The organism is Pseudoalteromonas sp. S2721, from assembly GCF_005887425.1.
In the GTDB taxonomy this organism is placed as follows: domain Bacteria; phylum Pseudomonadota; class Gammaproteobacteria; order Enterobacterales; family Alteromonadaceae; genus Pseudoalteromonas; species Pseudoalteromonas simplex.
The window spans coordinates 26,877-52,782 of sequence record NZ_PNCZ01000012.1 but is presented as its reverse complement, the minus strand read 5'-3'; the positions used below and the strand labels follow the sequence as shown (position 1 = coordinate 52,782).

At 41.0% G+C, this 25,906-nt stretch carries 22 protein-coding genes and 1 pseudogene; 13 read left to right on the top strand and 10 right to left on the bottom strand.

The window, feature by feature from the left end; translation table 11 throughout:
* The first annotated feature begins 4 nt into the window (after positions 1-4).
* Complete coding sequence (locus CWC02_RS05555) at positions 5-1,246, top strand: DUF642 domain-containing protein (RefSeq protein WP_054551960.1); 1,242 nt, start codon at positions 5-7, stop codon at positions 1,244-1,246.
* Positions 1,247-1,306: 60 nt separating this feature from the next.
* Here CWC02_RS05555 and CWC02_RS05550 read toward each other — a convergent pair whose 3' ends face one another.
* A complete protein-coding gene (locus CWC02_RS05550) occupies positions 1,307-1,837 on the bottom strand; it encodes a thioesterase family protein (protein WP_138601468.1) in 531 nt (176 codons plus the stop codon).
* 110 nt (positions 1,838-1,947) lie between these two features.
* Between CWC02_RS05550 and CWC02_RS05545 the strand changes: the two genes are divergently transcribed.
* Positions 1,948-2,436 (top strand): hypothetical protein, encoded by a 489-nt coding sequence (locus tag CWC02_RS05545; RefSeq protein WP_054551777.1) that lies wholly within the window; start codon positions 1,948-1,950, stop codon positions 2,434-2,436.
* Between the two features lie 63 nt (positions 2,437-2,499).
* On the opposite strand, the gene tyrR is transcribed toward CWC02_RS05545, so the two are convergent.
* Complete coding sequence (tyrR, locus tag CWC02_RS05540) at positions 2,500-4,056, bottom strand: transcriptional regulator TyrR (RefSeq protein ID WP_138601465.1); 1,557 nt, start codon at positions 4,054-4,056, stop codon at positions 2,500-2,502.
* A gap of 502 nt (positions 4,057-4,558) precedes the next feature.
* Between tyrR and CWC02_RS05535 the strand changes: the two genes are divergently transcribed.
* From CWC02_RS05535 to CWC02_RS05515, 5 genes are all read left to right on the top strand, one after another.
* Complete coding sequence (locus CWC02_RS05535; protein ID WP_138616931.1) at positions 4,559-5,989, top strand: peptide MFS transporter; 1,431 nt, start codon at positions 4,559-4,561, stop codon at positions 5,987-5,989.
* A gap of 555 nt (positions 5,990-6,544) precedes the next feature.
* Positions 6,545-7,591, top strand: coding sequence for a 4-hydroxyphenylpyruvate dioxygenase (hppD, locus tag CWC02_RS05530; RefSeq protein WP_055021474.1), 1,047 nt, complete (start codon positions 6,545-6,547; stop codon positions 7,589-7,591).
* A gap of 143 nt (positions 7,592-7,734) precedes the next feature.
* A complete protein-coding gene (gene fahA / locus CWC02_RS05525) occupies positions 7,735-9,048 on the top strand; it encodes a fumarylacetoacetase (protein ID WP_138616929.1) in 1,314 nt (437 codons plus the stop codon).
* Positions 9,049-9,198: 150 nt separating this feature from the next.
* Entirely contained in the window at positions 9,199-10,350 is a 1,152-nt protein-coding gene (locus CWC02_RS05520) for a M23 family metallopeptidase (RefSeq protein ID WP_054551782.1), read from the top strand.
* Positions 10,340-10,822, top strand: a complete 483-nt coding sequence (locus CWC02_RS05515) for a bactofilin family protein (RefSeq protein ID WP_054551783.1) — start codon at positions 10,340-10,342, stop codon at positions 10,820-10,822. Before CWC02_RS05520 ends, CWC02_RS05515 begins: the two co-directional genes overlap by 11 nt.
* Here the strand turns inward: CWC02_RS05515 and CWC02_RS05510 are convergent.
* Positions 10,819-11,295, bottom strand: coding sequence for a hotdog fold domain-containing protein (locus tag CWC02_RS05510; RefSeq protein WP_054551784.1), 477 nt, complete (start codon positions 11,293-11,295; stop codon positions 10,819-10,821). The genes CWC02_RS05515 and CWC02_RS05510 overlap by 4 nt on opposite strands.
* 177 nt (positions 11,296-11,472) lie before the next feature.
* On the opposite strand from CWC02_RS05510, the gene CWC02_RS05505 reads away from it, so the two are divergent.
* From CWC02_RS05505 to CWC02_RS05490, 4 genes are all read left to right on the top strand, one after another.
* Entirely contained in the window at positions 11,473-12,645 is a 1,173-nt protein-coding gene (locus CWC02_RS05505; RefSeq protein WP_138616927.1) for a multidrug effflux MFS transporter, read from the top strand.
* Positions 12,646-12,867: 222 nt separating this feature from the next.
* Positions 12,868-14,709, top strand: coding sequence for a S8 family serine peptidase (locus CWC02_RS05500; protein WP_138616925.1), 1,842 nt, complete (start codon positions 12,868-12,870; stop codon positions 14,707-14,709).
* Between the two features lie 97 nt (positions 14,710-14,806).
* Positions 14,807-15,439: a LysE family translocator gene (locus tag CWC02_RS05495; protein ID WP_138616923.1), complete on the top strand. Its 633-nt coding sequence runs from the start codon at positions 14,807-14,809 to the stop codon at positions 15,437-15,439.
* 8 nt (positions 15,440-15,447) lie between these two features.
* Positions 15,448-15,912 (top strand): methylglyoxal synthase, encoded by a 465-nt coding sequence (locus CWC02_RS05490; protein WP_054551787.1) that lies wholly within the window; start codon positions 15,448-15,450, stop codon positions 15,910-15,912.
* 32 nt (positions 15,913-15,944) lie between these two features.
* Here CWC02_RS05490 and yegD read toward each other — a convergent pair whose 3' ends face one another.
* The 6 genes and pseudogenes from yegD to CWC02_RS05460 all read right to left on the bottom strand — a co-directional run bounded on the left by yegD (position 15,945) and on the right by CWC02_RS05460 (position 23,750).
* Positions 15,945-17,312: a molecular chaperone gene (gene yegD / locus CWC02_RS05485; protein WP_138616921.1), complete on the bottom strand. Its 1,368-nt coding sequence runs from the start codon at positions 17,310-17,312 to the stop codon at positions 15,945-15,947.
* Between the two features lie 67 nt (positions 17,313-17,379).
* Positions 17,380-18,219 (bottom strand): annotated as a pseudogene (locus CWC02_RS05480) (DNA ligase).
* Between the two features lie 92 nt (positions 18,220-18,311).
* Positions 18,312-18,968 (bottom strand): HAD family hydrolase, encoded by a 657-nt coding sequence (locus CWC02_RS05475; RefSeq protein ID WP_138616919.1) that lies wholly within the window; start codon positions 18,966-18,968, stop codon positions 18,312-18,314.
* A 48-nt stretch (positions 18,969-19,016) separates the two neighbouring features.
* A complete protein-coding gene (locus tag CWC02_RS05470) occupies positions 19,017-19,316 on the bottom strand; it encodes a hypothetical protein (RefSeq protein WP_054561952.1) in 300 nt (99 codons plus the stop codon).
* A gap of 109 nt (positions 19,317-19,425) precedes the next feature.
* Entirely contained in the window at positions 19,426-21,687 is a 2,262-nt protein-coding gene (locus CWC02_RS05465) for a TonB-dependent receptor (protein ID WP_054551792.1), read from the bottom strand.
* Positions 21,688-22,055: 368 nt separating this feature from the next.
* Entirely contained in the window at positions 22,056-23,750 is a 1,695-nt protein-coding gene (locus CWC02_RS05460) for a mechanosensitive ion channel family protein (RefSeq protein ID WP_249362531.1), read from the bottom strand.
* A 156-nt stretch (positions 23,751-23,906) separates the two neighbouring features.
* On the opposite strand from CWC02_RS05460, the gene CWC02_RS05455 reads away from it, so the two are divergent.
* Positions 23,907-24,455 carry an HdeD family acid-resistance protein gene (locus tag CWC02_RS05455; RefSeq protein ID WP_054551794.1) on the top strand — a complete coding sequence of 183 codons (549 nt, stop codon included), beginning with the start codon at positions 23,907-23,909 and terminating at the stop codon, positions 24,453-24,455.
* A gap of 22 nt (positions 24,456-24,477) precedes the next feature.
* On the opposite strand, the gene CWC02_RS05450 is transcribed toward CWC02_RS05455, so the two are convergent.
* The gene (locus CWC02_RS05450) at positions 24,478-25,350 is read right to left on the bottom strand and encodes a mechanosensitive ion channel family protein (protein ID WP_054551795.1); all 873 of its coding nucleotides are present in this window, start codon (positions 25,348-25,350) and stop codon (positions 24,478-24,480) included.
* Positions 25,351-25,547: 197 nt separating this feature from the next.
* Here CWC02_RS05450 and CWC02_RS05445 point away from each other — a divergent pair, with 197 nt between their 5' ends.
* Complete coding sequence (locus CWC02_RS05445; RefSeq protein ID WP_138616917.1) at positions 25,548-25,757, top strand: hypothetical protein; 210 nt, start codon at positions 25,548-25,550, stop codon at positions 25,755-25,757.
* Positions 25,758-25,906 lie beyond the last annotated feature (149 nt).

Here is a 25,906-nt window from a genome sequence, read left to right as displayed (position 1 = left end):
TGTCATGAAAAGCTTAGTTTCTAAATTAGCAGTGTTACCTTTAGCTATCGCATCTGGTATGGCAATGGCAAGCACAAACCTAGTTGAAAACGGGTCATTTGAAAATAACACAGTAACTGGCCATGGTGGACAATGGCAGTTATTCAGTAATATCGATAACTGGAGCCGTAGTAACAATGCTAAATTTGAGTTACAAACTAACAAATTAGGTATTGTTCCAGCTCAAGATGGTAATCAACTTCTGGAACTAGACTCAACTGCTAACTATTCAATTTCACAGAGCGTAGCTACTTCAGCAGGTAAAAAGTACGAACTTACTTTTTATTACTCTGCGCGTGTTGAAGGTAATGCGACAACAAACGCTGCCAAAGTTTTATGGAATGGTAATGAATTAGCGACCATTAATAGCAGCACAAAAGGCTGGACTAAATATAGCTTTACTGTAGAAGCAAACGATACTAGTTCAGTATTGAGCTTTGCTGGTGCTGGTAAATCAGACTCTTTAGGCGCATTTCTTGATAATGTTTCTCTAACAGAAATTCCAGAACCTTGTGCAGTTGAAACAGGTCTATATGGTATTAATAACTTCGGTTCAGAAACTGAGGGCTATGTTTATCATTTCAACCCAGTTTCAAGCTCTGTCACTATTGTTGCAGGCCTAAATAACACAGCTTCAAATATTGCAAGTAAAGACGGTGTGCTTTATTTCATGGAGCAACTAGATAAGAGCAGCAAAGCATCTAAAATTTACAGCTTAGATTTAGCAACTAACCAACAAGCGGAAGTAGTTGATGCGACTTCATTCCCTATTTACCGCTCAACAGTCACCGCTGATGGTCTTGCTCTTCGTGCAACAAGTAAGACATATATGTACGACTTTGATTTAGAAACAGGTGATAAGACAGTTCTTGGTAAACTATCTTACCCTGGTGATACTTTCTCAGATGGTGATATTGCTTACTCAAATGACTTTAACGTACTTTACGTGTTAACAGGTAAAGCACTTTATACGCTAGATGAAGGTAGCTTAGAATTGACACTTGTTGGTGAGCATGGTGTAAATTGGGCATCAGGTATTGCGATTGCAGATGATGGTACAATTTATGTTTCAGGCCGCGAAAGTGGTGAAAATGCTAAAATCTACTCACTTGACCAAAACACTGCAGAAGCAACGTTTGTAATGGATGGTCCTTCGCATGTTAATGACTTAACATTTGTTAGTGAAGCAGTTTGCGCTGCAGAGTAAACTGTGTTTAAAACCATAAAAATGCCAGCTTAGCTGGCATTTTTTTATTTATCTTGGGTATCACTTATTTGTGAGTTTCTTTTGCTCTAACATTTCTTTCCAGTGCATTACTTCTGTTGGCAAGATAGGAGCTACACCTTCAAACCCAGCAACTTCAAGCATTTCTTCAACGCTCACAACACCTTTCTTACGTTTAAATACCCCTCGTACATAGGCAATCGCATGCAATCCACGCTCAGAGTGAAACTTTTGTTCAATGTAAAAGTATTTATGATCCCAGCCAACTAAACGCGTACTAACAGTGTATTTTTGCATTGGTTTAATATCGCGAATATAGGTAATTGCAGTCGCATTAACGATCGGGAACCAACGACGTTTCATAATATGTTGAAGCAACCCTACTCTTTCTGTCATCCAAGTGCGCGCCAAATCCATCATTGCTAAATAACGGGAATTAGTCAGGTGCAAGTTAATATCGCAATCAGTCGGCAGTGCTCTGAATTCAATATCTATCGTGTCGAGTAAACCTTGATAGTCACGATTACGTTTGATTTTAAAAAACAATAATATTAGTCGAAAATATAGATTCACAATAAAAGGTCTAACCAGTTGATAATTCACAAAGTGTATCACAGCATATTGCTAAGGCGAATATTCTGCTCTAATCTGTGCATATATTATTATAAAAACAGATAAGCCTAATGAAACTATTCAGTTTGGTAACTCTATTTTCTGCTAGTTTATTTACCGGCTCAGCATATGCTGACTTCAACTTTCCAGGTAACGGTACTTTAAAATACCCAACGGGTGTGGAAAAAGATTTTAAATTTGGTTTTGCTTGGCAACAAACTGCCGAAAAATTCACTATTGGTGATAAAAGCTATGACATGTCTTTGCCTGAGTCATACTCCGTTGCGATTACACTGAGTAAAGACGAACAACAAGTTTGGGTACAAGAGTTTAATAATGGCTTTATTGAAGGCTTCAATTGGCAAATAGCAGATCACTCCTTAAAACTCGAAAAGCGCAAATTTAGCGACTCAGTCAAAGGCGATTATGTTATAAGCCTAGATAACCGAGATTACTTTTTTGCCCGCAATAACATAAGTATTGTTATCAAATTTGACAATGACGGTATCAAAAATATTGCCATTGATGGTGTCACCAAGGATATGGGTACCAAACAGTAGCAAAAAGCTTGGCTTTTCACCCAAGCTTTTTGCTTAATTAACGATTATTGTGGGGGGTTACTTTTAAACCTTCACTGTCTTACGGTTAATGCCATAATCTCGAAGTTTGTTTGCCACTGCGGTGTGGCTCAAACCTAATCGCTTAGCAAGCTGTCGAGAGCTAGGATAAGCCGGATAGAGCTTACGAAGTAAGGTCGCTTCAAAGCGTTTTACCGCTTGATCTAAAGTTCCTTCAAAGTCAGACTCAAGATAACCTAAATCATGAGTAAAGGTTGGTAACTGCAAATGTTCAATACGCAGTTCGTTATCATCTAACAACGACACCGCACGGTAAATCGCATTTTCTAATTGGCGTACGTTACCCGGCCACGGATAATCTTGTAAAAAGCGTAAACAATCTTCAGACATCACAGGCACAGAATGACCATTTTGTTGGGCATACTTTTGAATAAAATGTTCTGCTAACGGGCCTATATCAGCTTTTCTGTCACGTAATGGCGCAATTTCTAAGGTCAAAACATTAATCCGGTAATAAAGATCTTCTCTAAATGTCCCCTCTTGCACCATGGCCGGTAAGTCTTTTTGCGTTGCAGCAACAATACGTACATTCACTTTTACTTCGTTTTCATCACCGACTTTGCGAAATGTGCCATCTTGTAAAAATCGCAGCAACTTAGTTTGCAATTGAGTCGACATTTCACCAACTTCATCTAAAAACACTGTACCACCATCGGCTTGCTCCAAAACGCCACGTTTTGGTGCCGCGTTTTCTTCATAGCCCGCATAACCAAATAACTCTGACTCAGCCACGTCATCAGGTAACGATGCACACGATAAGGCAATAAAGGGTTTTACTGAACGGTTAGATGCATAATGACAAGCCCGTGCAAGTAGTTCTTTACCTGTCCCCGTTTCACCAGTTATCAAAATTGGCGCTTCAAGCTGTGCCATTTTGCGAGCTTCACGAACAACACGACGCATTGCAGTGCTAAAATTATGGATTGTCGCAAAACTTTCTTGGCCATATCGACGAAAGGCACTCACTTGCTGACCAAGTCGACTTTGCGATTTAATGTTAATTACGGCGCCCGCTAACACATCCCCTTCAGCACCTTGTGGAACTGAAATAGGAAGAATATCAGCAATAAAATCTTCGCCAGCAACTTCTACACGCGTTGTTTGACCAAGCACCTCTTTACCCTCTAACCAGCGAGTAAAGTTAAAGCCTTTCAGCAAGTTATTAATATTAGCGCCTATAACTTCATTTTCAGATAGCTGTAAATCGCGACAAGCTGCATCATTGCATAATCGCACCCAGCCTTTAGCATCAATAGATATTACACCATCAGGCAATGCTCGCAGTAATGTATTTAATTCATTATGCTCTCGCTCAGAAGGTAGAAATGCAGTTGTGCGAACATCCATCACGCCGTCAATTAAGCGAATAGAAGGCATGATCTTTTGAAATTGCTCAAATTCAATAGGAGGAAAACTGACATACATACGACAATTAACCGAATCTACTTCAATACCTTTTAAGTCAACCTGATAACTTACTAAGATATTGAGAATCTCTTGTGCGATACCGATTCGGTCAGCACAGTGGATATCTAAACGCATTACATCCTCAAAAAACGGGAACCTATAGTATGAGAATAATACGCTAACTACTAGCGGCTGAATAGTCTATTGTAAACAATTTTGGACAATTTAAAGTACTTGCTCAGCTATCCAGATGCCAAAAGATCCGCTTTCATTGCAACAAATTACACCTACCCAAACAAAAATAACTCATCACATAAACTTAAAATGAATTGCTAAGTATTACTGACAAGTATCAAGTAATCTTAAATTGGTTGTATTTGGTAAGGTTAAGTTAACGCAACAAATGGTGTACCTACCGCAAGATCTTCCCCTGACCAAGAGGTCTATGTATACTGTAGCGCACTTGTAGCTAGGATAAGGGTGTGTCCTATACCCTTAAGTTCATAACTTGAGCAACAAACCATTATCTTAGCTGCATCAAAAAAACATGGCCGCCCGTTCACTCAATAAATTACATAGAACGACCAAAGCAAAAACAATAAGGCCTCAAATAAAAACTTAGAGTTAGGAAGTAAATATGAGTTCATTACCTAAAGCAGGTGACTTTTTAGGGCATCCTAAAGGGTTATTCCTGTTGTTCGGCACAGAAATGTGGGAACGATTCGGTTACTACGGCATGCGCGCCATTTTAGTTTTATATTTAGTAGCGCTTGTACAAGAAGGTGGTTTTGGTTGGTCAAATGCAGACGCATTGAGCCTATATGGTACCTTCACAATGGCTGTATATATCACACCACTATTCGGTGGTTGGTTAGCCGATAACGTATTAGGACAACGTAAAGCAATTATCCTTGGTGGTTTATTAATGGCTGCAGGCCATTTCACTATGGGTATTCCTCACAGCTATTTAGCTGGCCAAGAAGAAAATATTTTCTACATTGGTTTAACACTTCTTTGCATTGGTAACGGTTTATTCAAGCCAAACATTTCAACTATGGTAGGTGATCTATACAAAGAAGGTGACCAACGTCGTGATGGCGCGTTCACTATCTTCTACATGGGTATCAACCTAGGTGGTGCATTAGGTCCTCTAGTTGCGGGTTATGCTGCAGCTGCAATGGGCTGGCAATGGGGTTTCATCGTAGCTGGCGTAGGTATGGTGATCTCAGTTCTTCTCCAACTTGCACTAAGTAATAAATACTTAGGCGAAATCGGTGTAGTGCCTTCAGCTAAGCTTTCTCAAGCACAATCTGAATCAAATACTAAAGAGCCATTAACGAAAGTTGAAACTGACCGAATTAAAGTTATCTTTACTATGAGTGTATTTAGCATCATCTTCTGGATGGGCTTTGAACAGGCGGGTGGTTTAATGAACCTTTTCGCTAACGATTACACAGACCGTATGTTACTTGGTTTTGAAGTGCCTGCTTCATGGTTCCAATCTTTAAATTCAATTTTCATCATTGTATTTGCACCTTTAGTTGCCATTATTTGGTTAAAGCTTGATAAACGTGAACCTAATTCACCAGTTAAATTTGCTATTGCACTTATTTTCTTAGCACTTGGTTTCATCACTATGATCTTCGCGTTAATGACACAAGGTCAAGGTGAGCACCTACAAATTAGCATGATGTGGTTAGTATTATTCTACTTATTCCACACACTAGGTGAGTTATGTTTATCTCCAATTGGTCTATCTATGGTGAGTAAACTTGCACCTCTTCGTCTAGCTTCAATGCTTATGGGTATTTGGTTCCTATGTACAGCGGTTGCAAACAAGATTGCTGGTTTCGTAGGTTCATTCCTAGGTGAAGGTGAAGAAGCGTTAGACAACGCGATGGGTATCTTCATTGGTTTAGGCGCAACAGCGGTACTTTCTGCTGTGATCATGTACTTACTAAGCGACAAACTTGTAGCTTGGATGCATGGTGCTGAAGGCCAACACGAGCCACAAACTACTGAGCACATCTTAGCTGAAGAGCTAGAAGTGACAGCTGAAAAGCAATAAAACTCAATCCCCACAGCTAGAGCTGTGGGGATACTTATAGCTTAATAGGCTACTAGTTAATAGTAGCAAAGTCACATACACTCCCCTTTCTGCCATTAATCTTTCCGATATTACTTTCTAATTCGAAACATTAACTCAAGAACGCTTCCATACAATGGCAAAACTCCTATTTAAAAACTCTCAATTTCTGAACTTCGTTTAATCATAAACTTGAGATACCAGCCCTTAACAATCAGCATAAAAATGTAAACAATTCGATACATTCACTCTAACTTTATTTGGCGAAAACAAAACGAATAAAATACAAAAAAGCTTATAAATATCAGTTCATTAAATATTTATTAACGGCGCTTTATTTACTCTTTTTAATCTTTATTTTTACTATTTTCACTTCACATGATGAAATTAAAACCATTGTCTCATTAAATTTACAAAAGGGACTTTGGCTAAATAACGCTGTGATCTTCCCCAAATTGAATTTCTGGTTAATCATCCGCTCATTACATAACAATAATTCTTTTTAGCGCAGTGCTTATAATTGCGGGAGTAATGACAATGAGCGAAGTAAATAATCCGTTAGGCCTAATGGGCATTGAATTCACTGAATACGCAACACCAGATGCAGATTATATGGACAAAGTATTTACTGATTTTGGCTTCTCAAAGCTAAAAAAATTCAAAGGTAAAGACATTGTTTACTATAACCAGCATGACATTCATTTCTTACTAAACAATGAGCGTGAAGGTTTCTCTGCTGAATTTGCTAAAAGCCACGGCCCGGCAATCTGTTCTATGGGTTGGCGTGTAGAGAATGCACAAAAAGCATTCGAGGTTGCTGTTGAGCGCGGTGCAAAACCTGCGACAGACTCAACTCACAAAAACTTACCATACCCTGCTATTTACGGTATCGGCGACAGCTTAATTTATTTCATCGAGCAATTTGGCGACAAAGGTTCTATCTATGAGTCAGATTTTGAAGATTTAAGCGAGCAAAACATTGTTGAAGACAAAGGCTTCATCCGTATCGACCATTTAACCAATAACGTTTATAAAGGCACGATGGAAACATGGGCTAACTTCTATAAAGACGTATTTGGTTTTACTGAAGTTCGTTACTTTGACATTAAAGGTCAAAAAACAGCGTTATTATCTTACGCACTAAAATCGCCGTGCGGCACTTTCTCGATTCCAATCAATGAAGGTAAAGATAACAACAACAACCAAATCGATGAGTACTTAAATGAGTACAATGGTCCGGGTGTACAGCATTTAGCATTCCTAACGAATGACCTAGTAAGTTCACTTGATAAGCTTGACCAATCAACGATTGCGACACTAGATATCATCCCAGAGTACTACGACACCATTTTTGACCGTGTGCCTTGGGTTAAAGAAGATAAAGAGAAGATCCGTAAGCATCAGATCCTAGTAGATAGCCAAAGCGAAAACTGTTATCTACTGCAAATTTTCTCGAAGAACCTATTTGGTCCTATCTTCATCGAGATGATCCAACGTGTAGATGACGGCGGTTTTGGTGAAGGTAACTTCCAAGCCCTTTTCGAGTCAATCGAACGTGATCAAGAGCGTCGTGGTGTAATCTAAACCGCCATATTGCGCTTAAAAAGCAGCGTTTAACACGCTGCTTTTTGTCGTTTTAAATTCTGTTTTAAACTAACTGTTTAAATTGCGTTGATTGCCTCCATATAGATAACTAATAAATCAGCGCGAACCAATAAGGAAAGAGTATGAGCCTAATTAACGAAACCCACGATATTAATCTAAAAAGCTGGGTTGCATCTGCTAACGAAGCGAACTGTGACTTCCCAATTCAAAACCTTCCTTTTGCAGAAGTACGTCGTAAAAATTCAGATGAAGCGTTCCGTGGCGCTGTAGCTATTGGTGATCAAGTTATCGACTTAGCAAAAGTAAATGAACTTGGTTTATTCTCTGGTGATGCACAGATTGCCGTTAAAGCTGCAAGCCAAGCTACACTCAATGAATTTATGGGTCTTGGTCAGCAGTATTGGTCTGCACTGCGTCTAGCGTTATCAAAAGCACTTCGTGAAGGTGCCAGTGAGCAAGCGCAATTAAGCGAAGCGCTTATCGCTCAAGCTGACATCGAATTTTCACTACCGTGCCGTATTGGTGATTACACTGACTTTTATACCTCTATTTACCACGCAACAGCAGTAGGTAGTCTATTCCGCCCTGATAACCCACTTCTACCTAACTACAAATGGGTACCAATTGGTTATCACGGCCGTTCATCGTCAATTGATGTATCTGGTCAAACGTTCCACCGCCCTAACGGTCAAACTAAAGCGCCAGATGCAGAAGTACCATCATTCGGCCCGTGTAAACGCCTAGACTACGAACTTGAGTTAGGTATTTACCTTGGTAAAGGTAATGAATTAGGCGATGCGATTGCCATCGAAAATGCTGAAAACCACGTATTTGGATTCTGTGTATTTAATGACTGGTCTGCACGTGATTTACAAGCGTGGGAATACCAGCCGCTTGGTCCATTCCTTGCGAAAAACTTCGCTTCGACAGTATCACCTTGGATTGTTACGACAGAAGCACTGGCACCATTTAGAACAAACTGGACACGTGACGAAAACGATCCACAACCAATGGACTATTTAGAGTCAGCTCATAACCGTGAGCTTGGTGCATTCGATATCAAAATGGATGTGCAAATTGAAACTGAAAAGATGCGTGCAGCCGGCGAAGCACCAACACAAGTATCTAAATCAAGCTTCAAGCACTCTTACTGGACAGTTGCGCAAATGGTGACTCACCACACTGTAAATGGCTGTAACTTTCAACCAGGCGATATGTTAGGTTCGGGTACGCAATCAGGCCCTGAGCACGAAGAAGCAGGTTCATTATTAGAGCTTTCTCGCGGTGGTAAAGAAAAGATCACCCTTGCTAATGGTGAGCAGCGTGCTTTCTTAGAAGACGGCGACAACGTAATTATGCGTGGTTGGTGCGAAAAAGACGGTTTTGCACGAATTGGTTTTGGTTCAGTTGAAGGAACCGTGCTACCTGCTAAATAAAAGTAACTCACTATTTTTATTTCCAGAACAAGTGTTAAGGGCATTTTTTGCCCTTTTTTTTGTGCTTTTTCAGCTGAGTTACAATTTTTTGCTGGCTTTTTTAACTGAGGTTGCTATCTTAACTCGGTTATTAGTTAAATTTTGTACGCCATGTTAGTTAAACTTAAGTCTTTTTATCGCACGTTTTTTCCAGCTCGACAGCTGTTGATCCGTCAAAATGGCGAAGTAAAACACTTGGTATTAGCGCCTTGGCTACAATTGACGACCTTAATGGTTATTTTAATAGCCATTGCTTGGCTTAGTATCTCAACACTTCAAATCATTTCACAAGCAGACAAGATAACCAGCATTGAGCAAAAACAGGTTACCAAGCAGCAAGAGTGGAAAAAGCAGCACTTTCAACAGCAAGCTGCCTATGAAAAACAATTAGAGCAACTAGCAATTCTTGAGCAAAAACAAGCGCTATTGCAAAGCATGATTGAATCACTACCAGAATCGATGAACAAACCCACCTTGCCAAACGATGCTGAACCTCTACTTTTACCGATTAAAGAAAATGCTGAAGATTTTCATGCTCCTTTAGAAGATGAGCAGCAACCAAAACAAGTAAAACACTTAGAAAGTATGACTGAGCGTTTAGCACGTCTTGATGCGGCTTATAATCGTAGTTTCGTAGTGCTAGATGAACAAATCAAATTACGCCATCAAGAAATTGTTGCCATGCTCGAAGGGGCTGGTCTTGATAGCAGTCTAGCCAATACCTCAATACTTGAAAGCTCAGACACAGCCCAGGGTGGCCCGTTAGACTTGTTTGACGAATCAAGAATTCCTGCTGAATTTTTAGCAATTGCCGACAACTTACTAGCGTTAAACAACCTAGAAAACTTGCTGAGTGAGTTACCACAAACACTCCCTGCTGCTGACTACTATATTTCTAGCAGTTTTGGCCTACGCAAAGACCCAATGAATGGCCGCCGTGCTTTTCATAAAGGGGTTGATTTAGCAGGTTGGCATAAAACCGAAATTTTTGCTCCAGCCGATGGCACCGTACTTCGTGCAGGTCGTAATGGCGGCTATGGCAACTTTATCGAACTACAACACAAAAATGGCTTCGTTACTCGCTTCGGCCACCTTAATAAAATTAAGGTTAAAAAAGGCCAAACAGTAACTAAAGATGATGTCATCGGTTTAATGGGTAGTACTGGCCGTAGTACCAGTACCCACCTACATTACGAAGTTTTAGTGAATGGCAAACATGTCAATCCAGTTAAAATAACAAAGGCGCTTTCTCGTGTTCGGTAAAAAAAAACAATCAACAGCTAGTTCGTCTGGCTCATCATTAAAAAGAACCAACCATACTCCTTCTATTATTTCTGAAGACGTACGCTTAACAGGTAGCCTTACCAGCCAAGGTGAGGTTCAACTTGATGGTCGTATCGAAGGCGACTTACATGTTAAACACTTAGTGATTGGTCACACAGGTATGATTGAAGGTGTTATCGAAGCAGACAGTGTGGTCGTAAAAGGTAAAATCATTGGTTCACTCATTGCCAACAAAGTGACAATTGAAAGTACTGCTGAAGTCCATGGTGATGTATTTCACGACACTTTAAGTATTGAAGCCGGAGCTATCATTGAAGGCAGCTTAAAACATCGTCACGAAGAAGATAATGTGGCGCCTATTAAGCCTGAAGAACAAACGAGTACTTCAATATTGGCTGATGATGACAACGACTTGTCGTTTGTAAACAAACAAGCCGCTGATAAGTCTTAACGTTTTTTGGCGGTTACATACATAGTAATATCCGCGGTGAAGACAAGTTCATCGCGGCTATTGTAAACCTTAACGGGCACAAGCAAATCCTGCTTTTCTAGCCACTCACTCGGCACGTCTATCTGTGCAACTGCACGCATGTCTGTATCAATTTTTGCTAGGTAGTTCACTGTCATGCCTTTTGGGATCCAGCGATGCGTTTTTGCCGGCACAGTTGCATCAACCATTAAGCCAGCACAAAGCTCTGCCACATTGCACTGTGCAATTGCATGGATGGTACCAATGTGATTATGGATTGCGCGGCGATTTTTAACAATTGCACTGCAATGCCCAGCAGTCAAATTTGTGATCAATGGCTTTATAGACCCAAAGTAAGGTGCTTTAAAGCACACGGCTTTACTAAACAACCAGTTACCTTTCGGCAATGACTGACACTTAGTCCAAATTTTTAATAATGATGATGGTGAGCTCACGACGTTTATCCATTATTTTTATGATGTAAGATAAAAAACTAACACATCAGACCAGATAGCGAAATGGAAATTTTTTGTAAGCAGTTTTAATGATTACGTATGTATTACACTTTTAGCCAAGTGAACGCTTTTCTTTTCCTTTAGGGGCACATAAAATACCGTTTTAAAGGAGAGCGAATGCAGTCACGCCAGCACAAAAACCTCAGCTTACTATTTATTCTTGGCCTTCTGGTTATCTTTAGCCCGTTAGCAATAGATATTTACTTACCCGCATTTCCGACCATTGCAGAACAATTCAGCGCTTCAGAAAAGCAAATTCAGCAAACCGTCGCTATTTTTATGCTTACCGTCGGGCTTGGACAGCTCATTGCAGGGCCATTAGCAGATAAGTTTGGTCGTAAGCCTGTGGCAATCACCGGTGTGACAATTTATGGTTTAGCGGCGTTTGGCGCGTATCTGGCACCTGATTTTGCAAGCCTGATGATTGCAAGAGCACTGCAAGGTTTGGGGGCCTGTGCCACATTTGTAGTAGCGTTTGCCATTGTAAGAGATAGATTTGGTAGTGAACGCAGCGGCCAAATTATTACTTATCTTAATGGTATCGTTTGCTTTATCCCTGCCCTCGCGCCAATTTTAGGCGCTTGGCTCACAGTACAGTTTGGCTGGCGCATGAACTTTTTATTCATGGCTGTATTTGCACTCATTGGTTTATTCATAACCATGTTAATGTATAAAGAAACCCGCCCTGCAGATAGTGTATATAGTGGTCATATTCTTGACTTACGCCGTTTTATGCCAATTATCAGCACGCCATTGTTTCTATTTCATAGCTTAATTTGCTTGGTAACTATGTCGGCTATTTTAGTCTTCGTTACGCTAGCACCTGGCTGGCTTATTACTGAATTAGGTGGCAGCGTTACCGACTTTACTTTCTGGTTTACCTGTAATGCGGTATTGAGCATTGTTGCAAGCTTTATAATGCCACTGTACATCAAACGTCAACCAAAGCGCGCGTTAAAAGCAGGACTCCTGCTGCTTGTAATCGCAGGAGCCTTAATGTTAGCCTTTAGCCAACAACGTACTGCGCTTGCGTTGATGTTTCCGATGTTTATTGCTGCGTTTGGTTTTGCACTGACACTTGGCTCATCAGCAGGCCGTGCATTAAGTTTGTTCCCTAAACAAGCAGGTACGGCTTCAGCACTTATAGGCTTAATGCAAATGAGTGGCGCAAGTTTATTAGTGTTTATAACGCAATTGTTAAATTTGACTACACCAGTATTAATTGGCGTGCACTTTTTAATGCTCATCCCATTTACCTATTTATTGTTCAAACATAAGCATTTGTCATAAAAAGTTTTATCATACTTTTAGTTATATTGGGTAAATGAGAATCGTTATATTCTATTTACCCGTTTAGACATCCTGTTATTTCCTACCGTTATAATAAGCATCTTTCTAGAATAATTTGTTCCAGTTTTGTGGATTATTTTTCTTGTACCTACTGCCCCATTAAACTATTGTTTACTTGCGTTAACACTTGGTTAACTCAAAAACAGGTTTGGGACACGAATTATGAAAAAGAATAAATTAGCATTAGCACTGATCATCAGTGGACTATGTGCAGCAGGAACTGCAAACGCAGCAAATGATCGTTACATCATCCAAGTCGACAACAATAAAAAAGGCGTAGTTAAAGCCCTCGCTAAAAAGCTTGGTGGTGATATTAAAGTTGATGGTAATGGCTTTATTGCAGCGCAATTTACAGGTCATGACCTTGCAAGTGTAAAAGGCTTACTAAACAACCCTCACATCAAACTGGTTGAAGAAGACCAAAAGCGTGTACCAATGGCGCTTTATAACGATGACGCTGGTAATGCAATGCAGCAGCAATTAACGCCTTACGCAGTTTACCAATCACAAGCTGATCAAGTTACCTTCGATGCAAATGCTGGCATGAAAGTATGTGTAATTGACTCTGGTTTAGATGCTACAAACCCTGATTTTGTATGGGGTAACATCACAGGTGATAATGACAGTGGCACAGGTAACTGGTACGACAATGGTGGCCCACATGGTACTCACGTAGCTGGCACAATTGGTGCAGCAGACAACAATGTTGGTGTGGTTGGTATGGCACCCGGTGTGGCAATGCACATCATCAAAGTATTCAACGCTGAAGGCTGGGGTTACTCTTCAGACTTAGCACACGCAGCAGATTTATGTTCTCAAGCAGGTGCAAATATCATCAGCATGAGCCTTGGTGGCGGTGGTTCAAATAGCACCGAGTCTAACGCATTTGCTAATTTCACAAGCGCTGGCGGTTTAGTCGTTGCTGCAGCGGGTAACGATGGTAACAGCGTACGTTCATACCCTGCAGGTTATCCATCTGTAATGATGGTTGGTGCAAATGATGCGGACAACCAAATTGCAGATTTCTCGCAGTTCCCTAGCTGTACATCTGGCCGCGGTAAACGCTCTACTACAGATGAAACTATCTGTGTTGAAGTAACAGCAGGTGGTGTTGATACACTTTCTACTTACCCTGCAGGTATGGCAACGTCAGCTAGCTTAGCAGCTGATGGCGCAGGCTTTGCTACTTCATCAATGGAAAACTCAGGCAATGCATCAGGCACGGCGTATTACATGGGTACTGCTGAAAGCGTAGATGCTGGCGCAGCGGGCAAAATTTGTATGATTGACCGCGGCAATATCTCGTTCTATGACAAGGTAAATAACTGCGAGAACTCAGGCGGTATCGGGGCTGTTATCATCAATAACGAAGCAGGCATGTTATACGCTACACTAGGCGAAACTAACGATACAATAATTCCAGCTGTCGGTGCGGCACTTGAAGACCGTTCAGCTCTTCTTTCAAGCACAACTATTGATATCGCAATTGGTACTAGTGATTATGGTTTCATGAGCGGTACATCAATGGCAACGCCTGCTGTTTCAGGTATCGCAGCGCTAGTGTGGTCAAATCACCCTGAGTGTACGGGTACAGAAATCCGTGATGCACTAAAAGCAACGGCAGAAGATCAAGGTGCTTCTGGTCACGATGTTTACTTCGGTCACGGTATTGTTAAAGCAGCTGACGCAGATGCATACCTAACAGCCAATGGCTGTGCAGGTGGTGGCGATAATGGCGGTGGCACAACACCAGGTGGTGATGATATTAGTCTTTCTACTTCAGGTTATAAGTCAAAAGGCACTAAATACATTGATTTAAGCTGGAGTGGCGCTGCTACAAGCACTGTAGATGTTTACCGTAATGGTAGCAAAGTAGGCTCAGTGGCAAACACTAACAGTTATACTGACACTATCACAACAAAAGGTGGTGGCACTTACACTTACCAAGTATGTGAAGCACAAAGCACAACTGTTTGTTCAAACAACAGCACTGTGACGTTCTAATACTTCCCCAACCCAAATTAGCGGGCATTGATTGCCCGCTTTTTCTTTTTCTAGAAGCTTGTTAAAATCAACTACCTAGCTTTTTATCTTTGTGCCGATGATCAATCCAGAATTTCTACTGTCGTTTTTAGGCGCCAGCTTTTTAATTGCCGTAGCTCCCGGCCCTTCTAATGCATTTTTAATGGCACAAACCTTTGCCAATGGCCGTAAAGCCGGAATGCAAAGTGCCTTTGGTTTTGCCTTAGGTGGTGTGGTGCATACTTTTTTTGCGGTGGTGGGTTTAACAGCAATCTTAAAAGCGTCGACTGTTGCTTATACCACGGTGCAGTATTTAGGTGCGGCGTACCTGTGCTATTTGGGCGTAATGACGTTAAAGGACACCTTCACACAGCCTGAATCAGACTGCGACGAAAAACCTCATGTACGTACCAGTAAAAAGCAAAATGTGATGTTTCAAGCAATGATGACCGAGGTACTCAATCCTAAAGTCGCCTTATTCTTTATTGCGTTTATTCCGCAGTTCGTCGATCCGAGCTTATCTTCAACGACCTTTCAGCTCGCTTTTTTTGGCTTACTCTACCCACTTTTTGCTTTTCCGATCGACTGCACGTATATTTATTTCGGCGATAAGATAGCCAGTTATTTTCGTGAGCACCCACAAACCCAAATTTGGATTGATCGGATCACGGGGCTGGTGTTTATTGCACTAGCAATTAACCTATTGATATAAGAGCACTTATGGAACAAAAACAACAAGCCTTACCAGCCAAAAAGAATATTGCCCTCGTAGCCCATGATGGTAAAAAAGCTGCCCTTCAGGCGTGGTGTGAAAAACACCAAGACATTTTAAGTAAGCACACGCTATACGGTACGGGTACAACCGGTCATTTAATCGAGCGTACAACAGGGCTTGAAGTGATTAAGCTGCTAAGCGGCCCTATGGGGGGCGATCAACAACTTGGTGCTAAAATTGCTGAACATGAAGTGCACATGCTGGTGTTTTTCTGGGATCCACTTGCATCGCAGCCACACGACCCAGATGTAAAAGCATTACTGCGTTTAGCTGCGGTTTGGAATATTCCTGTTGCCTGTAATGAAGTCAGTGCCGATATGCTATTAAGCTCACCTATGATGGAAACTGAGTTGTGCCGCACGTTGCCAGATTACGAAAAATACCTCGCAACGCGCCAAGTGACTCTTTAGTTCTATAAGTCGATATATCAAAGTGGGGGCTATTAGCTATAAAGCTTGTGCGCCCACTTAGTTAAACCTGCAGTAACACTACCAAAGTGATCGCCGTTCAGCATTGCAATATCACCTAAATGGGCTTTTAACGCAGCCTTGATAAGCGGTGATTGTGCACTACCGCCCGTTAGGTAAATAACATCAGGCGTTGTGCCTGCTTCTTGAATCGCTTGTTTAGCTAGGCTTACTATCTGGCTTATCGAATCATCAACGGCTAAAGCGAGATCTTTTAGCGTTAAGCACTGCGTTAAGTCTGAATCTAAGAAGCGTAAATCTGTAGTAAATTCATTCGCTGACGAGAGCGCAATTTTTGCCGCCTCGCCTTGCTGCACTAATTGATGACCTTGCTTATTTTGCTGCAATTGAATTAAGCGTTTAAAAAGCGCAGGCTCTTTGACTTCACGAAGTTGAGTCAGTAACTCACGATGATGGGCATCGCTATAAAACTGACTTTGCAGATTTACATCATTGATTTTACAAGCTTGCCAAAACGGTTGATTCGGCAGTGGAAGTCCCGATTTAAACTCAGTGCCTAAACCTAGTAATGGCATTAAACCATGAAAGCTCAGCGCAATATCTAAATCATTTCCACCCACACGCTTACCACTGTGAGCTAAAAAGTCATTGTCACGGCACTGTTTTTCACGAAAGCTCGGCCCCATTTGTACAAATGAGCAATCGCTAGTCCCCCCGCCAATATCGACAACCAACACTTTTTGGTCTTGCTGCAATGAGGTTTCATAATCAATCCCCGCCGCTAACGGCTCATATAAAAATGAGACCTCTTTAAAGCCTGCGCGTTTTGCTGCTCGCTCTAATATGCCGAGCGCTTGTTGATTAGACTCTTCACCACCGACTGATTGAAAGTTTACCGGTCGTCCAATTACCGTTTCTGTTAATGTGTCTTGCAAAGATTGCTCGGCGCGTTGTTTAATTTTTAAAATCATCGCCGTGGCAATGTCTTCAAAGAAGTTTATTTGCCCTTGCTTTAAGCCTACTGCACCAAAGAATGACTTAGGTGATTTTACAAAGTAACCTTCTTCAGGAAATTGCACATACTCGCTAATTGCTTCGCGACCTATAAATAAGGTCTCATCACCAGCTTGAATATCGAGGTCAGATTTAATCCGAGGAATGGTATTTAAAAGCGCTTGTCGCTCAGTTTTAAAATCCTGCTCAAACGGGCTACCTGTCAGATGTTTTGTGACAAAATCGACAACTAATGCACTGTGATGAGTATAAAGTGTTGAGGGTAAATACTGTTTGCCTTGCTCAAGGGGTACTAAAGAGACTTGTTGCTCATTATCCATTACACCGATTGCACAATTTGAGCTACCGTAATCAAAGCCAGCAAACATTCTAACACCTATACATCAATAAAAAGGCCGCGAAATTTACCATAGTCGCAGCCATTTTTGAATGACGCTATGGCGTTTCATGCAAAAAGCTTGCAAAACGTGGTAAGCCATTTTTAGTAAAGCCATGATATTTGTAGGTAATGGTACTACCTATCGCAGGGGGTGATGATCTTTGTTGATCGGTAAACCCCGAGCCAATTTTAAATTCGGTCCCATCACTGCTGCGCACTTTAAGTGCACCAAGCATATTTTTAAACTTACCTTTTCCTGCGATATAACCGATTACAACCGCTTCAGCGTCAAAATAAGGCTTTAACTTTAACAATGCATCACTACGCCCTGTACTGTGCTTAGCTGAGGCTAAATGCAGCATGACGCCCTCAGCACCTTGTGCGACTAGCTCATCCATAAACAAACTAAGTTGCTTGTTATCGTTAAAATGTTTTTGCTCAACAGCTTTAATATGCTCAATTTTCAGCTGGTTTACTAACCTTGAATAGTTTTCATAGCGCTGACTAAACGACTTTGCGGCATCAGGCATATCAAATATCATGTAACTGACGGTTTGCCATTCAGACTCTACAGGTGTGACTTTTCGAACAATCCCGCTCACATTGGCAAAGTCTTGGCGCTTAGTCCAAAGCTCTCCATCAAGCCAAACATCTGGCAGCGGCGCGGTAAACCACTTTGGCGCATAAATTAGGTTACCATTTCGGGTTACTTATTGACTCCCAGTCCAAATAGCTCGCACGCCATCATATTTTTCACTAACTAAATAGTCAGATACATTTACCTTTTCGGCTTGATAGACGTTTGCTAAAAGGACTGAAGGAGCTTGTTGCGCCTCGGCTGAAAAGCCTATAAATAAAGTGATTGCGCACAAAAGCGCACGAGTGAATTTAACCATCATTGCTTCCTTGCAAATTTGTGAGTTTTAAAGTGGCTATTCCTGCTTAATCATAACCACTTAACAATAGCTGTTTTGTGATTGCCAGCTAATTATAGTTTAGTTTGTAGCCATTTGAAAAATTCGTTCAAATCAGCAAACACGCCTGCCGCTTTACTAAAATCATGCTCTAACGTGAAATGATTAGGCACAGCAAACACAGCAACACCGGCATTGCTCGCAGCGGTGACACCGGTATAAGTATCTTCAACTGCTACGGCTTCATTAGCTGTAATATTTAACGTATCAAGAGCTAGTTGATAAGGGTCACCAGCAGGTTTAGGATTGTTAACATCATCTTTGGTAACCACACAATCAAACCAATCAAAAATGCCATAGCCTTTTAAAATAGGATAGGCTTCATTTTTTGCACTGCCAGTTACTAAAGCCATTTTTAAACCACTGGCTTTTACTTGCTCTAGCACTTCTCTAGCGCAAGGCATATAGGCGGGTAAATGAGTACTAACAAAATGGCCAAATGCCGCGTACTTATCATCCGTTAACTGCTCTGGATTGATACTAAGCCCATAACTTTCAACAACCTCCTTTGCGGCTTCAAATGTTGGTCTGCCAGAAAAGCGCTTACAAAAAGTAGCTTCATCATACTGCACACCAAAAGGAGCTAATAAATCATTCCAAATATTAAAATGCACACTTTCAGAGTCCACTAAAGTGCCATCCATATCAAACAATACTGCTTTTAAAGTCATCCTCATTCCTTCAAAGTAAAAAGGTGCCATAGGCACCTTTAAATATGATTATTCTGTTAAGCCCGCAGGTGGCTCAGCAAACGCTTCCTCGCCGGTTTCTACATCAACCAGCTCGTAGCCACGTTGCTTTCTTACCACTTTTAAAACCGGCTTAGAAAACGCTGTTTTTAAACGATCTGCATCTGCTTCAAGTTCTTCGACTGTATTACCAAATGGTGCGGCACCGGTTTCTGACCAGTTAGTCACTTTACCATTTAAGTTATATTCAACTTCATGAATTTGATATTGTGCCGCTTCATCTTTTGTTGCTTCACAAAAAATGACACGGTAGTTCCAAAATCCAGCCATAGCTATTCTCTTTCTCTTTAATTAATCCTGCCACTTTAGCAGTTACCAACGCGATTATAAACAAAAAAACCCGCTATACAGCGGGTTTTAATAGGACTTATTTTTCAGCTTAGAAGAAGCTTACTTTAAACTCAGCACCGATGTAACGCTCTTCGTTCACCATTGCTGTGTTGTTATTGAAGTCGATAGCACCGATTGATTGCTGCTCATCGAACATGTTACGAACGAATGCTGATACTTCATATTCGTTGTCGCCTTGTGCCCAAGCATAGCCTGCACGTAAACCAACTTCAGTTAAAGGCTTGCCTTCAAACTCAACTGACTCGTATAAGAAGTAGTTGATTTCACTGCGGTAAGACACGTCAGCGTAAGTGAAGAATTCACCATCAGCTACTTCGCGGCTATAACGTAATGTAAGGTTAGAGATCCACTCAGGTGCGTGCGGTAAGCTGTTACCGTCAAGAACAGCTTGACCTGCGCTGTTTAATGAGTTTGTTACAGTACACTGCGCACATACGTCAACAGCTAAGTCTTTATCTTTAAGCTCAGTGTTGTTGTAGCTTAAGTTAAATGTAGCATTTAGGTTGTCAGTTAATACCCACTCAGTGTCTAACTCAAAACCGTAACCAGTTGTCTTATCAGCATTAACTAAACGGTTGAAGTTTGCACCACCGCCTACAGCTGTTAATTGTTGGTCATCCATTGTGTAGTAGAACACAGTTGCGTTTACACGACCTTGACCGTCAAGTACGTCTGATTTGATACCTGTTTCGAATGACGTCACAGTTTCAGACTCAGCAACAGTAACTTCATCACCGAATAAGATACGACCTTGGATACTTGGTGCACGGAAGCTGTTAGCAACACGCGCGTACCAGTTTACGTCATCGTTGATCTTGTAGTTAGCAGATAAATCCCAGCTAACGTGGTCGTCACTTGGGTTTTCTGTTAGGAATAACGCACCGCCACCTGCTGGGCTTAAAGTACGGTTTGCAGAGAATTCTTTTTCGTCATCTGAGTAACGTAGTCCTGCAGTGATTTTTAAATCATCTGTGATTGTGTAATCTAATGAACCGAATACCGCCCATGCTTTAGTATCTTGCTGCTGGATAACATAGCCGTTTAACTCACCCGGTGTTGAACCGTATGTATCGTAGCTGAAGTTTTCGATTGTTAACGCTTCGTCAAAGTAGAATACACCTACTTGGAAGTTTACGTCGCCAGCATAGTTGCTAGATAAACGAAGTTCTTGCGTATATTGGTCTTGATCTGGAATGCCGTCAGCACTTTCAGAGTAGAATGGGATAAAACCAGGGCCCATATCTGGTAAGTAGCTTGCACCGTAACCACCGTCGATGTCAGCGCGAGAATAGATTTCAGCACTTTCCCATGCAGAGATTGACGTAAGAGTTAAATCATTGATATCCCACTCAAGCTTTAAGCTTGCGCCTTGAGATTCAACTTGCTGTGTCGCACGAGAAGCCGCATCGTGGTAAACCACATCGTGCTCAAAATTATCTACTAAGTCATTTGTACCCGCTTTAATAGCGTTACCACGGAATGCGATTGGCTTACCGTCCATATCACGAACGTGGTAGTTGAAAAGACCTGTGAAATCGTCACCTTCGTATAAAAACTGAATACGTGCCGCTTTTTCAGTGTAACCACCTAAAACGTCATCTTGTTCAAAACCTGGTGCACGATTATCAATATAATCGTCTTTTTCTTGCCAAAGTACGGAAACACGCGTTGATAAACGGTCTGTTAAGCCACCGCCAACAGCACCTTCAAAGTCAACTGCGCCACGGCTACCGTAAGATACTGAACCATAGCCTTCAAATTCTTGTGATGGTTTAACTGTATCAAATTTAACAAGGCCAGCCGGTGTATTACGACCGAATAAAGTACCTTGTGGGCCACGTAGAACTTCTACACGTGCTACGTCAAATACAGGGAAACCTTTTAAGATTGCGTTCTCTTGAACAACTTCGTCTACAACTAACGAAACTGGTTGAGAAGCATTTAGGTCAAAGTCAGTGTTACCTAGACCACGAACATAAAAGCGTGGGAAAGAACGACCAAACGAAGATTCGATTGATAAGCTTGGGATCTTCGCGTTCATAAAACGAATATCCATACCAGCTGAGCTGTAAGCGTCTAAGTTGTCACCTTGTAATGCAGATACAGCAACAGGTACTTCCTGAGCATTTTCTACACGTTTACGTGCGGTGATTTGAATAACTTCTAGTTGGTTGTTTTTTGCTGCTGGCGCTTCGTCTGCAGCAAGAGTTGAAAATGAAGTACCTGCTACGGCAGAGAACAACGTTGCATTGATAAGTGTTGCTAACGTAGATCTTTTCATTGCTTTCATGTCGGGTTTTAACCTTTTTTATGCACTCTTATTCAACGGTGATGATGTTGCGTCAATTCATTTGACGGGCTCGGCCAATTTTTCGCGCCTTGTAATAAGCTGCGCGGACCTCTAAATCGAGAGTGCAAAACGAAGTGAAGAGGCTGAACGAACGCTGACGATTATAACACTTTATGACACTTTTACTGCATTAAAAGTTAGAAATATACAAATTTTTTACAACAATTAGCGGCAACATCGGCGCATTTAGAAGATTTTATGCAATTATTTTTCAATAAAGCGGACATATGTCCTGTGCATCTAATTGCAACAATGTGTAGACATTATGTACAAATGAGAGCCACTTTCATTTGCTCCTTTTTCAGTAACTAATCGGTAACTCGTGCGAATTCTGGGTTAGCTAATTCGCATTCATGCTCATTTAATAAGCCTAACACTGCTAAATTTAATTCTTCGATTACTTCCATATAAAATGCAAAGTCGACGGTCTCTACGTAGCTTAGTACATCCACTTGTAAAGCCCAAGGCGTAAAGCCTTTAAAGCGAACCCGACACGGTTCAAAGGCGATATGCTTATGTTGTTCTAATAACTCTCTTAGGGCCTGCATAAACGACATAAGATTTTGTTGCTTGGTGTTGGCACTGAGCATCAGTTTAGGTCGATAAGAAATTCGCTCTCGTTCAGAGACGTTCTCAAGCTGCATATCAACAAACTTAGCATTTGCTACATAAATGACAGAGCGGTCAAGGGTTCGGATACGCGTGGCTCTTAAGCCTATTTCTTCCACAGTCCCCAACTGACTGCCAAATTTACATAGATTACCTATTTTTACCGGCGCAGAAATATAAAGGGTGATTGCAGCAATGATATTCTCAACAGTTTTTTGCGCTGCAAGGGCAATAGCAAGCCCACCAATGCCTAAGCCAGCTAACAAGGTAGTAGCATTAAAGCCTAAATTTTCAAACCACATAAATAGCAATGAAATGACAATCAGAGTTTTTGCTACATTGCTTATAGGTCGTAATAAGAAAATCGCTTGTGGCTTATCTTGTTTAATAAAACGCTGGCTTAATCTGTGTTTGGCAAGATCCACAGCACGTAAACAAATCCAACCCCACGCAATTAATAACACAGTTGCGCCATGGAATAGCGCCATTACAGCAATAGTGACATTTGATTGGTCGTTCAATGAACGCGCCATAAACACAGCAAGTAACAGGCTAATTGGCCCATTAATAAAACCAATAACGTCATTTTCTACAGGTACTTTCAAATGTGCTAGGATAAATGTGATTAAGCGAGTAATGATAATCGCGACTAGCAAAAACAACACAAATGAGAAGGCAAAATAAATCCATTGCCAAAGCATCACCCCCAAAAATTCGATGTCTGGCAGGTTATCATATAGCCATTCACCTACTTTGTTATAACCATACTCTTTGGTGAGTAACGGTATTTGACTTACCGTTGCATTTGATATTTTCCAGATCCGATTATCTGTTTTATCATCAGGTACTAGTTGTAATAAAATTTGTACCTTACCTTGTGATGTACTGATTTCCCCCACCAAATCACGATAGCTAGGCACACTTTCTTTTTGTTTACCTTCAGGCTTATTACTCAAGTTATCAACATCAACCCATAAGGTACGATCCAGTACCACTGATAAATTTTCAGCAAGTTGAATTTTTCCTAATGCTTCAACGTCTTTAGGTAGATTACGATAATCAAGATAATGGCTGGCCAGTTCAAAATCGCGAGCGCGAGCCGCTTTTAAGTAACCCTGCATTGAACTACGTGGCGTTATCCGGTCAAAGGCATCATAGGGCAAGTCATCTTCGAGAGATTCCTGCGCTTTTTCAGCTGTTGCAGGTGTATTGGTTTCTGATTCTTGTTTGACGGGCTTTTGTTCGACTTGTTCTTCCTTGCTGTCTTTATCAATTAAGGATTTAACGGTCACTTCTGGTGTGGTTGTTGCCCATAATGGCGCGTTAAACAACAGTAAAAAACACACTAATAATTTACTAAATTGTAATGAAAACTGGGTATTACAACGGCTCACGCTTTATTCCTTGTTAGATAAACATTAAATCGCTGAAATATTCAGCTAATTAAATTAGAGCATGGTTTGTGTAACTGTACAAAAAATAATTAAAAATCTTTGCAAGTAAGCGCTGAGATGTTAGTTATATAGAGACTAAAGCAAAGGAAAACGATAATGCAGATTTCAAGTTCACTCATTCCTCATTGGTCGTCATTGATGATCCATGGCGCCATTGCCATCGTTTTTGGCTTGTGTGGTTGGTTTGCCCCAGAAGCTTCACTAGCGATTCTGATGTTTATTTTCGCCGCTTACTTTTTTGTCGATGGTGCCATTAGGACTTGGTTAGCTATTGCTTCAAAAAATGAAAACCCACTTTGGTGGATGCTATTAGTGGGTGGTTTGATTTCAATTGCTGCTGCACTTGTAACCCTGTTTGCTCCCAACGTAACAGCTATCTTAATGCTCTACTTTATTGCCGCATGGGCCATTGCTATCGGTGTAATTGAAATATTGATTGCGAGTAAACTACGTAAAGAGATCAGTAATGAGTGGCTGCTAATTGGTAGCGGTATTATTTCAATAATCTTTGGTGGCTACCTGATATTTAACCCAGGCGCAGGCATAATCACCCTCCTGTGGCTAGTAGCAAGCTATGCAATCGTGTTTGGCATAATGATGGTGTTACTTGCTTTGAAGCTGAAAAAACTCAATGAACAAGCATAAAAAAGCGGCTAAGCCGCTTTTTTTATTTTTGGCTGTTACGCCTTGTTAAAGCAATTTCACCATCAATATGAATATCGCGCTGCGGGAATGCGATAGTAATGTTGTTTTCAGCAAATACTTTATAGATGCTAAAACGCAGCTCACTGCGCACTTGGCGAAGCGGTGCTTCTGATTCAGCACATACCCAGAAAATAGCGCTAAAAGTTAAAGAGCTATCAGCAAAGTCATCAAACAATACTGACGATGCAGGTGTTTTTAAAATGGCTGGATGCTCATTAAGAATTTGCTTCATCAGCTTTTCAACCAATACCACATCTGAACCATAAGCAACGCCAACATTTACAAACGAACGAGCATTACGGTCAATTAAGGTCCAGTTAGTTACCGTGTTTTCTAATAAATGGCTATTAGGTACCAGCATATGCACACCATCGTTACGACGGATACGGGTTGAACGGGTATTAATAGTCTCGACAACCCCTTTTGCTGTGCCTACTTCTAAAAAGTCACCAATACGAATTGGCCGCTCCCACATTAATATCCAACCACTAATAAAGTTATTAATAATGTTTTGCGCACCAAAACCAACACCGATAGCAATGGCACCAGAAACAAATGCAAACGCCGTCAGAGGAATATTGAGTACCTCAAGCGAGGTAAACACGAGCACAGCAATAGTAACGACAAGATAAATACGCGTGAACAGGTGAACTGTGTCAGGACCTAGGTTTTTTGCCTGCAATGCTTTTTTAATTAATCGACCAATCCAGGTGACCACAAACCACATTAAAAACAGTACCAAAGGTACTTGAATTACTTTTAGTACAGTAATTTGCACATCATTGTAGGTGAACAAGACAAACGATAATGCAGATTGCAGATCAGCAAGGGTCATAAATTAACATTCCTAGTAAAAATCAGTTTGGTTCAGTTGTGACTAAGTTTAGCACGGCATAATAGGTGAAAACTTGGTAAATACTAAGTTCTTTATGCGCAATATGCGCTAATTATTAACTATTTTAGACTACAGCTGCTATATACATAGAGAGAGCTTGAGGTTTCACAGGCTTTGAATAGCACGAGGAGAACACAATGTCACAAATGACGCTCACACAAAAACTTGCCACTTTACAACCCTTGGTCGATCTAAACTTATTTGAATCAAGTTTAGAGTACCGTAACCGCATCTTAAACTTACTTGCTGAGCAAGAACACTCACTGACTTTAATTAACAAAGAGTTTGGCAACGCTATGCCAGAAAGCTTTGGCTCAGAGAAAAAGTTTGTGTTGGGTTACAACTAACCTATGGTGATTTATTACCAACAAGATTTAAACTGGCAGCTAGTGCCACTTTTTACTTAAGTGAGCCATTAATACACAATTGATGGCTTTTTACGCACATTTATCCCCTCCATCACATTATTTGCGTTCAAATTCCCCATTCAGACGAC